At 68.6% G+C, this 13,750-nt stretch carries 13 protein-coding genes and 1 pseudogene; 7 read left to right on the top strand and 7 right to left on the bottom strand.

The genetic code is table 11. The annotated features are described in order from the left end of the window. Positions 1-19: 19 nt before the first annotated feature. The 6 genes and pseudogenes from RB628_RS36510 to RB628_RS36485 all read right to left on the bottom strand — a co-directional run. Entirely contained in the window at positions 20-289 is a 270-nt protein-coding gene (locus RB628_RS36510; protein WP_318324939.1) for a hypothetical protein, read from the bottom strand. Between the two features lie 28 nt (positions 290-317). Next, positions 318-674, bottom strand: coding sequence for a hypothetical protein (locus RB628_RS36505; RefSeq protein ID WP_318324938.1), 357 nt, complete (start codon positions 672-674; stop codon positions 318-320). A gap of 445 nt (positions 675-1,119) precedes the next feature. Continuing rightward, a complete protein-coding gene (locus RB628_RS36500) occupies positions 1,120-1,650 on the bottom strand; it encodes a hypothetical protein (protein ID WP_318324937.1) in 531 nt (176 codons plus the stop codon). Continuing rightward, on the bottom strand, positions 1,647-2,291 hold the full coding sequence (locus RB628_RS36495; protein WP_318324936.1) for a hypothetical protein: 645 nt from the start codon (positions 2,289-2,291) through the stop codon (positions 1,647-1,649). The genes RB628_RS36500 and RB628_RS36495 overlap by 4 nt, the downstream gene beginning before the upstream one ends. Positions 2,292-2,312: 21 nt before the next feature. Continuing rightward, a complete protein-coding gene (locus RB628_RS36490; RefSeq protein WP_318324935.1) occupies positions 2,313-2,840 on the bottom strand; it encodes a hypothetical protein in 528 nt (175 codons plus the stop codon). Continuing rightward, positions 2,840-3,226: pseudogene (locus RB628_RS36485) on the bottom strand (glycosyltransferase); the annotation flags it as partial. The pseudogene RB628_RS36485 and the gene RB628_RS36490, both read right to left, overlap by 1 nt. A 29-nt stretch (positions 3,227-3,255) precedes the next feature. On the opposite strand from RB628_RS36485, the gene RB628_RS36480 reads away from it, so the two are divergent. From RB628_RS36480 to RB628_RS36455, 6 genes are all read left to right on the top strand, one after another. Next, positions 3,256-4,155 (top strand): glycosyltransferase family 2 protein, encoded by a 900-nt coding sequence (locus RB628_RS36480; protein ID WP_318324934.1) that lies wholly within the window; start codon positions 3,256-3,258, stop codon positions 4,153-4,155. Between the two features lie 154 nt (positions 4,156-4,309). Next, complete coding sequence (locus tag RB628_RS36475; RefSeq protein WP_318324933.1) at positions 4,310-5,065, top strand: TnsA-like heteromeric transposase endonuclease subunit; 756 nt, start codon at positions 4,310-4,312, stop codon at positions 5,063-5,065. Further along, positions 5,062-7,245 carry an integrase gene (locus RB628_RS36470; protein WP_318324932.1) on the top strand — a complete coding sequence of 728 codons (2,184 nt, stop codon included), beginning with the start codon at positions 5,062-5,064 and terminating at the stop codon, positions 7,243-7,245. Before RB628_RS36475 ends, RB628_RS36470 begins: the two co-directional genes overlap by 4 nt. Next, positions 7,242-8,387 (top strand): AAA family ATPase, encoded by a 1,146-nt coding sequence (locus tag RB628_RS36465; RefSeq protein WP_318324931.1) that lies wholly within the window; start codon positions 7,242-7,244, stop codon positions 8,385-8,387. Before RB628_RS36470 ends, RB628_RS36465 begins: the two co-directional genes overlap by 4 nt. Then, a complete protein-coding gene (locus RB628_RS36460; RefSeq protein ID WP_318324930.1) occupies positions 8,384-10,978 on the top strand; it encodes a TniQ family protein in 2,595 nt (864 codons plus the stop codon). Before RB628_RS36465 ends, RB628_RS36460 begins: the two co-directional genes overlap by 4 nt. A 79-nt stretch (positions 10,979-11,057) precedes the next feature. Further along, complete coding sequence (locus RB628_RS36455) at positions 11,058-11,834, top strand: hypothetical protein (protein ID WP_318324929.1); 777 nt, start codon at positions 11,058-11,060, stop codon at positions 11,832-11,834. Positions 11,835-12,351: 517 nt separating this feature from the next. Here RB628_RS36455 and RB628_RS36450 read toward each other — a convergent pair. Further along, the gene (locus RB628_RS36450) at positions 12,352-12,963 is read right to left on the bottom strand and encodes a helix-turn-helix domain-containing protein (protein WP_318324928.1); all 612 of its coding nucleotides are present in this window, start codon (positions 12,961-12,963) and stop codon (positions 12,352-12,354) included. Positions 12,964-13,107: 144 nt separating this feature from the next. Between RB628_RS36450 and RB628_RS36445 the strand changes: the two genes are divergently transcribed. Continuing rightward, positions 13,108-13,750: SDR family NAD(P)-dependent oxidoreductase (locus RB628_RS36445; RefSeq protein WP_318324927.1), on the top strand; the 643-nt coding region annotated here is incomplete at its 3' end.

Genomic DNA, 13,750 nt, shown 5'->3' with positions numbered 1-13,750 from the left:
CACCTCGCCCGACTCGAACTCAGCCTCGCCGCGTAGCCGAATGGGCAACAGGGTCCTGGGAGAGTGCGCCAGCCAGCCCGTACAGGGCGCTCAGCAGTCCGGCGGAGGCAAGGGAGGCACCTTGGGAGGTGATCAGGAGCACGATGGCCACGGGCGCCATGCCGTTGGGCATGCGTCCGATGAGAGTGCCGCCGAGCAGCCGGGCGACATGCCGGCTGCCCAGCACAGCGCGATAGGAAGTCGAGGCGGCGGCCGGGGCCTGGCCGACCGCATGATCAATCGTGGTCAATTGGGGAGAGGTGTTTCCATTCACGGGATCAGCGGCGAGGGCGCCGGGCGCTACCGGGCGGTGCGGGCTGGGCGGTCATCGCGGCCTTCGTACGGCGGGTCGTCGGCGGCGTGGATTCGTCGGGCGGGCCGGGTCGCAGGTCCGGGTCGAGGTCGACGTGGTAGCGGGCGGCGGTGAGCATGTCGGCCGCCCAGCTGGCGTGTTCGTTCTCCCAGGCGCGGCCGAGGTCGAAGGGCAGCCGGACCCACTGCCCGCGCAGCGTCGGAAAGGTCATGAATCCGGCGTGGGCCAGGATGCGTGCGGCGAACTCGTCGTACGGTCCTTCGACTTCGACCTCGCCGCCTTCGCCGCGGGTGATGCGGATCGGCTCGCTGGTCAGGTTCACCGGCTCCGTCCTTGACCGGCAGCCGGGGCTTTATCGGCGGCGGCAGGCGGCGCCGACGGTGCGGCGTTGGCCAGGGCTGTGATCCGGGAGGGGCGTACGGCGGCGGCCCGTGCGATGCGGGAGCGCCGTTCGGCCAGGTCGTTGCTGGCCGTCGGCCGGGGTGGAGCTGATGCGTGGGCGGGATCGAGTGCGCTGTCGTCCCGCACGCGGTAGCCGAGGTTGCGCAGGTCGTGGACGGCTTGGCGGGTGCGGCGCAGCCCGTCGCGGTTGGGCTCGGTGAGCCGGTACAGGCCCGGCGAGAAGGGGACGGGCTCGAACTGCTCGCGGACGAGGAACCATTCGGCCAGGTGGGGCGTGAAGCTCGGAGCGGCGGTGGCGACGAACCCGTGTTCGGGATGGTGGCGGAAGCGGAAGTGGTCGGACAGAGAGGGATCCTTTCTGCTGGTCAGCGGCGAGGGGCTGGTGGATGTGAGGGGCGTGGCACGGCGGGCTGGGCGCAGGGAACGCTCCCGCCGACGGGCGGCCGGGCGGGGCCGCTGGGCTCGGCCGAGCGCGCGATGCGCACGAACGCGCCGCGCCCGGCGAGCCAGGTCTCGATGGCGGGCACCGCCTGCAGGCCGAGCCGGGTGCGTACTTCGGCCGGCGGCACCAGGCGCCAGGGCTGGGCCGAGCCGGGGTGGTGTCGGAGCCGCCAGGCGTCGAGTGCTGCCTGGCTGGCGGCAAGTGTCTCGCTCAGCTGGGCCACGATGTCGGCGTCGGCGGAACGTCCGGTGACCGTGACACCGCACTGTTTCAACAGGCCGGGGGCGTGGGTGAGGACAGGCTGGAAGGTGCGCCAGGCGCGCTCGGCGAAGGTCCTGTTCGCCTCCCTCAGTCCGTGGCAGTCGAGGAGGGTGCCGTCGCTGGAGCGGCCGGATACCCAGATCGCCGTCACCTCGTCGTACGCGGCGCGCAGTTCGTCAAGTGCCGTGATCACGGCGTCCAGACGCCGTGCGTGCAGGGCCCGGTGGTAGGCAGGCAGGAACGCATCCGTGATGGCCTCGACCGCCACGTCCGGCTGGGAGGGGAGCACGATGCTGGTCGGTGCGTAGGGGGTGTCGTAGCTGTCGTCGAACTCCTGGGGGAGGCGAGCGCCCCGACCAGATAGCCGAGTTGGGGATCCTCGCCCCGTTCCGCGAGCAGCAGTTCGACGCCGGTGTCACTGGTGAGCGTCGCCGCGTATGGCACCCGCTGGTCCTCCACGGCCCGAACGAGTTCACCGCCGTCCCACAACCAGGGCAGCAGATCGCCCTGCCAGACGGGATGGGCGTAGATCTCGACCTGCGCGGTCCACGTCCCGGGCAGCCGGGCTGCGATTCGGTCGGCGATGTCGCCGAGGAACGGACGGGGGCTGACGCCCACGGTGGCGTGGTGGCGCTGGGCGAGGGGCAGCAGCTTCGCGGCGGCAGCGCGGACGTCGGGGCCGGGCGTGCTGTAGCTTCCGTCGTCCCGTTTGGTGAATCCGGCCTGTTCCAAGGCGGTGTTGGCCCACCGGTACTGCTCGCCGTGGGCGATGGCGACCAGACCGGCGGCACGGCTGTAGGCAAGCCGGATCTCGGCAGGAGGGTTCGGGAGCATCTCGGGGGTCCTTCGACAGGCTCAGTGGCGGTTCGGCTGCCGTGGCTGCGGGCCAGCAGCAGGCTGGGTCCGTAGCCCGGTCGTTCGAGGCGTGGATGACCCAGCCGGTGTGGATGCCGTGCGCAGGGCAGCGGCGGTGTGGCGCAGGCGGGCGCGGGCCGCGACGTATTTCTCGGCCGTCATGATCCGTAGAACCTCGGGGTCGTTGCGCAGAGGTGAGTGGGCGAGGTCCTCCACGGCCTCGCGCTGGAAGCCGGTCGTGGCGTAGGTCAGGGCCTCGGCGAGCGTGTCCAGAGCTCGCGCGATACCGGCGGCGGCCCTGGCGAGCCGGACCAGGGCGACGCGTTCGGGCGGATAGACCGTCTCCGGCGCGGTGAACCGTTCCTGCGCGCGTTCGATGGCGTGCTGCAGGTGATGGCCCAGCGTGCCAATGTCGTCGGCAAGCGTGACCAGGTCGACAGCGTCCGGGCTGCTGGGCAACTGTGCGGCCAGCTCGTCCAGACGCTGGGCGAGGTAGTCGAGCGTGGCCGGGGTGACGGAGGAAGACATCAGACCACCCCGGCCGCATCGCTCGTTTCCCGGCCGGAGAGGATGGCTCGCAGGCTGCGTCCGTAGTTCCACGCATGCCGCCGAGCCCCCGGCTCCAGAACGTCATAGCCGTCCTGGCGGGTCATCTGACCTGGGTGTTTGCGGTAGCGGTAGACCGGGACGGGCAGCAGGATGCCCGGCGCGAGGCAGGTGACGCCGATCGCTGTCATGTAGTCCTCGCCCTGGATGAGCCCGCCCATCGGGGATGCGCGTACGAGATCGGTGCGCGCGAGGATCGTGGTCGGCCCGATCGGGATGGTGTCCTCGGGCCTTGTCCAGTAGGTCCACACGTCTCCGGCCGCGTGCCGGCCGGGCGGCGTCGGGCACTGCCACAGAGAGGTCGAACCGGACGTTTTCCGGCCGACGGAGGCGCTCGGTGGCCGGTGACCTGGTATTGAACGTACCGGACATGTACGTGACGGCGCTTCCGACCGGGCCTTGGTCCACTCAATCGGGTGTCGCGGCGAGCCAGTTGTTGAACGCCTCATCGATCACCGAGGCGTTGAAAGGTAGTTCTCCTGTGCATTCCACGCCTGAGGCTGAGGTTGCCGTCGTCACGCCCACGCGGCTGCGCCCGGACCGGATCGCGTACCTGCTGGAGCTGTATGCGAGCCTGCGCGAGCAGGACCTGGGCTGGGAATGGGTTTTGGCCCTCGACGGCGTGTCCGAGGAGGGCGTGCCCAAAGTCCTGCGCGCGGACGCCCGGGTGAAGGTCGTCGCGCTTCCGAAGCCGGTAGGGGCTGGCGCCGCGCGCAACTTCGCCGTGAATGAGGTGAGTGCGGACTGGCTCACCACGTCAGACGATGACGACGTACTGCCCGCGCAGTCGTTGTCCGTGCGCCTACGCTATGCGCAGAGACACGATTTGGGCTGGTGTGCAGGCTGGTCGGCAGACCTTCACCCGGACCGCTCGATCACACCATGGCGCTGCTCAACTCCTCCGGGCTTTCATGCGCCTGGTGATGTCTGGCGGTACTGGGCGTCCCCGGATTCGACCATTCCCATCGGACCGACAACGCTCCTGGCTCGCACCGCGATTGTGCGCGCGAGCGGTGGCTATGCTGCTCTGCCTCAGGGGGAGGACTACGCCTACTTCGTCGGCGTCACCGGTGCTGCCCGCGGTGCCCTGCTGCCGACCGTGGTCTACCACTACCGCAAGCACTCGGAGCAGATGACGGCTCAGCCTGAGTATCCGGCGATGGAGCTGCAGGCTCGCCGGTTCGCCTGGAATCACGGCAAACACTTGGAGTCGCTGCGCAAGGAGACGTGCGTCTAGGTTCCGCGGTTCCGTGGACACTTCCGCGTGATCATGGACACCGCTTGGACATTTCCGCGTGATCATGGGCAGCGGTGACGTTCAGTAGTTGTCAGTTTTCGGCCGTTAACGATCTTCCGGTTTGGATGGTGCGTCCAGTTCGCACCGTTTCAGTATGACCACGCAGCGCCCGAGGAGGGGCCGTAGCAAGAACAAGGCCCCGACAGCGTCGATTCGGTACAGCGACGGGTCGACTCGCGAAGTCCCCTTCAACCTGCTGCGGTTGAGGGACTTCGACGAGTCGGAGCCGTGGCGCCGGGTTCGTTCGGTACACGGGATGGCGCACTACTCGGGCGACTACGCCTCGGCGACAACGGGCGGCCAGGTCGTCTACGAGAGCCGTCTGGAGCTGGCCCGTCTGCTGCTCGCCGACTTCGATCCGTCGGTGTGCGGCATCTACGCCCAGCCCCTGCGCATGGTGGCGCGGATCGACGGCAAGGTACGCAGCCACGTTCCGGACTTCCTCCTGGTGATGAGCTCGGGGACGGTGCGCGTCGTCAACGTCAAACCGGCCTCGCGCCTGCAGGACCCCAAGGTCGCGCAGGCCCTGGCCTGGCCGGGAGCCCTGATCGAGCGGCATGGCTGGGAGTACGAGATCTGGTCGGGCGCCGAGCCGACCTTGCTGGAGAACATCAGGTTCCTCGCCGCCTATCGGCACCCCGACGTCGTACCCGTCGACGAAGTCGAACGCGCTTGGCAGGAGGTCGTCGACGGCGAGGAGTTGGCGCTCGCCGAGCGACGCCTGGCCGGGGACCGCGAGCCCGAAGAAGCCCGTCCGGCGCTGATGGCCCTGCTGTGGTCGGGGCGGCTGACCACCGACCTCTCAGCCCAGTCGCTGTCAGGCGAATGCGTACTGCGGAGGCACGGATGAATCAGTGGACGACGACGCTGCGGACGGGGCTGCCGATCGCCTTCGACGGTGAGCAGTTCACCGTCGCGGAGATCGAAGGACGGCGTATTCTCCTGCGCCAGTCCGCGGTGGTCGGGCCGCCGAAGCTGCGGCAGATCGACATCTCTGTATTGCTCGCCCATCCCACGACCGAAATCCTGGCGCCGGCCCCGGAGGAGTCGACGGCTTCCGCCGTGCTGCTGAGTGGCCTGGCTCGTGAGGAGGACGACGAGCTGACCGCGAAGGTCCAGCACCTCCAGGAGGTCCTGACCGGATACCGGCTCGGCGACGCAACCTTGGCGCTGGACGGGGAGCCACATGCGGACTTCGCGCCGGGAATGCCGCTGCTGCACCGCTATGCCGTCAAGGCCGCTGAGCTGGGCGTCGGGGTCACCACGATCCGCCGGTGGACCGCGGCGTTCAAGAAGGCCGGCCCGGCCGGGCTTGTCATCGATCGTCCCGTACGCAGCGTGGTGGAGCGGGCGGATCACCGCTGGGTGGACATGGCCGAGGAGGTCTTGAAGGCGCATGTCAAGGCGAGCCGTCCGGTGCGGGGGCTGATCCTCACCGAGATCGAGGAGCGGCTGGTCAAGGAGCACGGGGAAGGCACGGTGCCGCTGCCGGCGAGCACGATGGGCTATGAGCTGCTGCGGCAACTGTCCAAGGGCACCAACGCGTTCGAGGGCAGCACCAAGGGCAAGCGGTCGATCGCGGACGCCCCGCAGGGCACGTACGGCAGGCTGCGCGCCACGCGACCCGGCGAGTACGTGGTCCTGGACACCAACAGCCTGGACGTCTTCGCGATGGAGCCGCTGACCTGCCGGTGGGTCCGGTGCGAACTCACCGTCGCCATGGACCTGTACAGCAGGTGCATCGTGGGCCTGCGGCTGACGCCGGTGTCGACGAAGTCCGTGGACGTTGCTGGGGTGTTGTACGAGACAGTGCGTCCGCGCGAGGTCCGCGACGGCAGCGGGGAGCCGCTGCCGTATGCCGGGGTGCCCTCCACCGTGGTGGTCGACGCGGAGAAGCTGGTGGACCGGGATGGTCAGCCGTTGCTGCCGACGGTCGCCACGGAAACGATCATCTTCGACCATGGCAAGGTCTATCTGTCGAACCACATCAAGAGCGTCTGCGCGAAGCTGCGGATCTCGCTGCAGCCCGCCCGGCCCAAGACCCCGACCGACAAGCCGGTCGAGCGCTGGTTCCGGACCCTGAATCAGGGCCTATTGGCCGCGCTGCCCGGCTACAAGGGCTCCGACGTGCACAGCCGCGGCGAGAAGGTCGAGGACGAGGCGTACTTCTTCCTCGACGAGCTCGAAGCGATCATCCGGGACTGGATTACCACGGTGTATCACCGGCGGCGCCACCGCGGGCTGTGTATCCCGGAGGTGCCGGGACTGAAGCTGAGCCCGCTGGAGATGTTCGAGCACGGCGTCACCCGCGCCGGCCCGCTGCGGATTCCGCTGCGTCCCCATCTCGCCCTGGACTTCCTCGAGGAGTTCCGCGTCCCGATCCACCACTACGGCGTGGACATCGACGGCCTGCGTTACAACGGCGACGGACTCGACGACTACCGCAACCAGCCCAGTCCTTTCCGGGGGGTGGACGCGGGGAAGTGGCCGATCGCCATCGACTCCGGCGACGTCACCAAGGCGTACTTCCAGGATCCGACGACGCGGGAATGGCACGTCCTGACCTGGGAACACGCCGCTGCTTTGGGCACTCCGGTGAGCCGGGAGGCGCTGGGGTACGCCCGTCGGCTCGCCCGGCAGAAGGACCGGTTCCCGGACACCAAGCGCGCCCTGGTCGAGCTGCTGGAGCGCTGGGGTGCGGGGCTGACGCGAGATCGTACCGAGCGGCGTATGGCGGTGCGGCTGTCGCAGGAGCGGCTGCGCATGGTCGGCGCCGACGAGGCGCCCGCCGAGACGGACGTCGTCGCCTCCCTCCCATCGCTTCGGCGGCTGGCCGCCACCGGAGGCCCTGGCGGGACTGATCTGGACGGTGCGGAAGGTCCGGACCTGCGAGTCGTGGACGGCGCGGACGAGGTCCCGGGCGGGGACGATGACGAGGACGACGAGCTGGCAGCGGCCTTCCCGGGTGAGGAGAACGCCGTCGTGATCGACGAGGACGACTACTACGCCGACGTCTGGGAGAGCCGTTGAGCACGGAGGGCGGAGCCGAGGACGCCAAGCCGTTCGAGGGGGACGACCGTCAGTACAGCCCGACCCGGCTGCCCGGCTGGCTGCAGGAGGTCTACGGCCCGGACCGGATCCGGCCCGAGCACTTGAGCCGGGCCCAGCTCGCGGGCCTTTCACCGAGGGCGCGCTCGGTGCACAACGACAACCGGGAGGTCTGGCACGCCAATATCGGCCCCATCGACACTCCTCAACTGTTGGCACTTCACGCGGACTTGCGCGAGATCGTCGAGTCGAACCGGCAGGACGGCAACAAGACCAAACCGGCCGCCCTGGTGGACGCCCACCCAGGGCTCGGCAAGAGCACGGCGGTCCGCGCATACGGCTGCGACCTGTTCAAACGGCAGGTCAACCTGCGCGGAGACACCACCCCGGCAGGCGCCCGCCGAGTGCCGATCATCTACATCGCGCTGAGCGGCAACACACAGATCCGCGGCTTGAACGCGGCCATCTGCCGGTTCTACGGGCTGCCCGTCAAGGGGGATGCCGACACCCTGGCCGAGCGGGCCGTGGACGCGGTCTTGTCGATGAAGACCGTCGCCATGATCATCGACGACATCCACTTCCTGGCCGGCAACAAGTCCAACTCGATCCGCATGGCCAACCAGCTCAAGTACCTCTCCAACGTCTTCCCCGTCACCCTGATCTACGTCGGCGTCGGCGTCCAGGAACGCGGCATCCTCCATGAAGGCTTCTCGCCGAGGGAGAGCCCGCTTGCCCAGTTCGGGCGCCGCACCACGGCGCTGACGCTGCCGCCCTTCCAGATCAATGACGACGAGGGCCGCCTCCAGTGGAACCAGCTGCTCAAGACAATTGAGAAGAAGCTCGTCCTGGCCGAGAAGTACCCCGGCATGCTCGCCGAACACCTCTCGGACTACCTTTTCGCCCGCTCCACCGGGCACTTCGCGTCCCTCATGTCGCTCATCAACCGAGGCTGCCTGCGCGCGATCCGGGGTGGCCACGAGCGCCTGGACGAGGAGCTGATGAACCAGGTCAAGAACGATGCCGCGGCCGAGGAGGCCCGCAAGGAACTGGAAGCTGAGATCAAGGCCGGCCTCAAGACCACGCGGCTCACCCTGGACCCACGACAGCAGAGGAAGTCCGCATGACCGGCTGGACCGACGAGCGCATCCCCATTGGGGTGCTGCCCGCCTCGGGGGAGGCCCTGGACAGCTGGCTGGAGCGGTACGCCCAACGGCTCCGGATCAACACCTTGGACTTCGTCGACTATCTCGGCCTGCCCCATGTGTCCGCGCGCAAGATGGGCACGCTGGGCAAGATGGTGCGGCGCCTGACCGAGGACGAACGCGACGTGCTCCAGCGCCGCACAGGGATCGGGGGCGAGCAGCTGACCGCGATGACCCTGGAGCCATACGACGGCTCCCTCGTCCGCATCGACCCGGTATCACGGCGTCTGCGGTGTCCGCCCAACTGGCGGCACTACGGCAACACGTCCCGGTACTGTCCAGCCTGCTTGGAGGAGGAGCCGGCGCGGTGGCAACTGCGCTGGCGCCTCGGCTGGACTTTCGCCTGCACCTGGCACGAACTGATAATGCTCGACCAGTGCCCCCAGTGCGGGAACGCTCCGCCCGTCGCTACCCGCGGCCGGCACCGCGCCGTGCCGCGACCGGAAACCTGCCGGTCTTGGATCATTCTGCGGGGCCAGGACGTCCGCTGCGACTTCCCCCTTGCCCAGGCGCCGGCGGTCCGCCTGCCCAAGGACGGGGCCGTCCTCGCGACCCAGCACGCGGTGGACACCTCCGTGATCGCCGACCACCACGGCGCCGCGTCACGCCAGCGCGCCGGCGAGCTGTCGTTCCTCGGCCGCCGCGCCTTGCGCGGCATCCACACGCAGCTCGAGTTGGCGCCACCGGGGGTCCGCGAGGTCCTCGAAGAGTGCGGCGGGACCACACCCCGGGTCGCCGCCACGCATGAAGTGCACGACACGCACAACATCGCCGTCGGCACGGCCCTGGCCGCCATCGCGACGGACCTTGAACACCCGGCCTGCGACGACCTGTTCGCGTGGCTTCACCGTGGCCACGGGCAGCCGATCGGCGTCCCTCGTGACCACCCCACCTCGGACCTGGGGAACTGGAGGCCAGCCGGACCGCGCGTGACCTCGCGGATCCTCAGAGCCTCGGACGGGCAGCTCACCCTCAAGGCCCGGCTGCGCTACAGAACGGCGACCCCCGATGCTGCGGCTCCCTCGCTCTCCGAAGATGAGGTGAGCCAGCGGGCGGCGAAGCTGCCCGGGATGCTCTGGCCGTCCTGGATGCTGCGGCTGCTGCCGGCCAAGGCCGCGCACCAGCCGCGGATCGGCGGCATGCGTCGCGCCTGCGTGAACCTGATGCTGATCCCCGGAGGCCCGGTCGGGCACGGGGAGGCCAGTCGGCTCATGGGCAACAGGCACTTCCGCAGCCAACAGGAGGCACTGCTGGCCTTCGTGGACGCGGACCACATCGCCAGCACCCTGGCGCACTTCGCGCACGTCGTCGACATGCACACCGTCCCGATCGACTACGCCCGAAGGCGTGCCCTGTTCGCCGACGAGAGCGCAGAGTTGGGCCTCGACGAGAGGCGGCACCGCGAGATCTGCCGCAGCTTCGGCAGCCGCCAGTTCACACCGGTCCATCAGGAGCGGGCCCGCTGGCAACTGCGCCGCCTGCTGCTGGGAGACGAGCCCTACCGGAGCAACCACCCGCCTGCCTGGGCTCACCGCTTCGCTTACCGGCTGCATCCCGATCTCCGTGCCTTCTTTGCCGATCAGGCGGGTGCCATCCTCGCCGCCCACGGAATCAACGAACCGGTGTGGTGGGAGCCGCCCGACGACTGGCTCGACGGCATCGTGCTGCCCGTCGCCCCGCTGAACGTCGCCGCGGACCGGCTGACCACGCTCCTGGCCCCAGGACCGCCCGCCAGCGACGTGGCCAAGAATCTCGGCCTGACCATGCACCAACTGCGGCTGCTGCTGGAGAGCCGAGGGATCAGCGCCCCGAGGCCACCCAAACCCCGAGGGCCAGGTCACCCCACTCCTCGGAAAGGTGACCTTGCGCCCGATCGTCTGCGCCACCTCTACGAACACCAGGGGATGCAGCAGAAGGACATCGCCGAGCTCGCCGGATGCAGCGCGGGCATCGTCCGCTACTCCTTGAGAGAGGCCGGAATCCCGATTCGGCCGCGTCGCGCCGCCGGTGAACTCGCCCGGTCCGTCGACCGGACCTGGCTCAGGACCGAGTACCACGTCAAGGGGCGCACGGCCGCGGACATCGGACGGGAGCTCAACACCGGCGGCAACAGCATCACCAACCTCCTCGACGCATGGGAGATCCCTCGTCATCCTCTCCGCGGCCACGTCCCTCCGCCACGCGTCCACTCGAATCCGTTCGCTGATCTGCCGGTGGAGCTCTCGCCGGCCATACGCCGCATCAGCATCCGCCAGAACAGTCTGACCGCCTTGCGAAGCGCGGTGCTGGTGCCGGGATACCCCACGCGCCGCTCGGCAGCCCTCACCCTCGGCATCCCCCGGACGACGTTCAACGCGCACCTTCGCCTGGTGGAGGACGGCGCCGGGTTCGACGTGTTCAACCACCGCAAACGGCCGGTCAGGCTGACACCCCGCGGCCAACCCCTCATCAAGGAGGCGAAGCTCCTGATCGCCCTGCTGGACGAGCTACGCGAGCCGCATCGGGAGAGGTGAGCCGGTCGGCATGCGGCGAAGAGCCATACCCTGACTGAGAGTTCAGCGACCAGTGGACACAGAGCACGGGGGCGATGGCATGGCAGGGGACGATCTGATAGCGCGGATGCGCAACCACGGACTGATCCCGCGAGCAGGTGAGTTCAGCGAGCGCGACGCCACAGACGGCATCTTCGGACTCTTCGAGCATGTTGGCTCCTACACCGCTTGGCTCGTTCATAGCGCCCTGCTGGCCGGAGTGGAACCAGTTCAGCGGGACCGAGTCGTCAGCGGTCAAGAACTGTGGATCTGGACCCCGAACGCGAACCCAGGGCCCGACTTCGGCATCTTGAACGCCGACAACCGGGTCCTGGCCGTGTTCGAGCACAAGCGTGACGCGTACAGCAACGTCACTTCCTACGGAACCTTTCAAGGCCGCAGGCGTTTCAGCGACGCCGTGGCCCAGTCGCTGACCATCCCCAAGTACACCCCAGGTTTGCACACGCCCGAGGCGTGCCGGGGTTGCGAGTCGCACTGGCACACCGGGCTTCGGCACGGCCGGTGGGCTGCCGGAATGCCGCAGATCGACTTTTATCGGAGCACTCCTGATGGGTGGATCAGGTCGCTGAAGAACGGTGAAAGTAGTGCCCACCTGCCTGACCCGGCCGAAGCTCTATGGGTCCTCCTCGACCGCCACGGCCGGACAGCGGAGGAGGCGTTTCCCCACGCGCATACGGCAGCGGAATGGCACACAACGAGTTACCACGACTTCGCGCTTGGTCTCTGGGCCGCATACGAGTACGCAATGAATGACACGGCCATCCCGCAGGGTGCTGAACATGTAGGCAGAGTCCTCGAAATGGTCGTCTATCCATGATCGTCCGTTCGCCCACAGCTCTGTGATCCGATGTCGCCGCAGATACCCCCGCCCAGCCTCTTCCGCCGGTCCGCCGAGTGCCGGTTCGCCTCTCCCGCGCAGCGAGCCCGAAGGTCCTCGACGGCCGCAGCACCCTCAACACCGAGACCTGGCGCGAGGCCGGACTGGACCGTCCTATCGCAGGGCCGTCACTGACGCACGCGTTCCCATATGTAGCTGCGGGTCCCCGGTTACCGAAACCGGGGATTTGGCCCGATTCTTGGTGCACCACCCGCCCCAATGACACCAACGGAGACCTCATTCACAACGCACCACCCGCGCAATCTTGTTGCCCTGCCGGCGGAAGGCCGAAGACAGCAGGAGTCACGCAGAGCGACCATCAATTGCAGCCCGCTGGGACGTTCTGCTCATGATCCGCGCCCACGAGCAGTGCTCATCACGTGCGGAAAAGACCATCGCCGCAGGAACCAGTGCTCACGAAATCGCGATCCCTAGAGTGCGGCTGCGCAGTGCCACGTTAGCTCGACGCTTCCTCCCGTCGCCGGTCATCGCTGGCTGTGGCGGGGATGGCGGTGTCGATGAGGACGGCGGCGATGGCGGCGGCGGCGGGGAAAGCGTCGGCGTCGAGGACCCGGGTGCGGGCCGCGGCGCCGTCGATGAGCAGCGCGAGCTGCTCGCCGAGCCGTTCAGGGTCGGCGGCGCCGGCTTCGCGGGCAGTGTCGGCGAGCCGCGCGGCGACGGCCTTCTTGTAGTCGCGCGCGTACTGGGACGCGGGGTGCTGAGGGTCGTGGAGTTCGACGGCGGCGGCGATGTAGGGGCACAGGGGGGTGGTGGGGGGGATGTCGAAGGCGGCGAGGAGCCGTTCGCGGGGCGTGAGGTCGGTGCGGTCGAACACACCGGACAGAACGGCGGGGTCGAACCGGCGCAGGTACTCGGCGACGAGTTCGTCCTTGCCGGTGAAGTGCTGGTAGGCCGTTCGCTTGGACACCTCGGCCGCCGCGCAGAGCTGGTCCATGCCGGTGCGGTTGATGCCCTGCTCGCGGAACAGTTGCTGGGCCGCGCTGATGATGCGCTCGCGAGCGCCCCGGCCGCGGCGGCGGCCCGTGGGGCCCTTCTCCAACTCTGTCATGGGCCCAGCGTACCGCAGCCGGGTAACGACCGGTGTACATAGTTTGCATCCCGGCCACTTGCCCCGTACGTTAAGCACACAAGGCGGTGTACTTAACACCGTCGCCCCAGGCACACACGGCACCACCGACCCAAGGGAATGACCATGGGAAAGCTCGACGGCAAGGTCGCAGTCATCACCGGCGGCACCACCGGCATGGCGCTGGCCGGTGCGAAGCTGTTCGTCGACGAGGGAGCGCACGTCTTCATCACCGGCCGCCGCCAGGACGCCCTGGACGAGGCCGTGAAGCAGATCGGCCGCAACGCCACTGGCGTCCAGGGCGACGCCGCCAACCTGGATGACCTGGACCGCCTGTACGACACCGTCAAGCGGGAAAAGGGAAGCCTCGACGTGCTATGGGCCAGCGCCGGCGGTGGCGAGCCCGCCCCGCTCGGCGAGATCACCGAGGCCCAGTTCGACACCTGGTTCGGGCTCAACGCCCGCGGCACCCTGTTCACCGTCCAGAAGGCCCTCCCGCTCTTCAACGACGGCGGCTCCATCCTCATGACCGGCTCCAACGCCTCCCTCGGTGCCTTCCCCGGCTGGAGCGTCTACGCCGGCAGCAAGGCTGTCCAGCAGGCATGGGCCCGCATCTGGCTCAACGAACTCAAGGACCGCCGGATCCGCGTCAACGTCCTGACCCCCGGCCAGGTCGCCACCGCCAAGCAGGCAGAGCTCTTTGACGAGGCCACCGACCCTGTTGCCTATTGGCGGTTGAAGGCTGACAGCGGCTTGGTGGTGCTGGCAG

This window comes from Streptomyces sp. ADMS (genome assembly GCF_033441795.1).
Taxonomy (GTDB): domain Bacteria; phylum Actinomycetota; class Actinomycetes; order Streptomycetales; family Streptomycetaceae; genus Streptomyces.
This window is presented reverse-complemented; position numbering and strand designations above follow the sequence as displayed.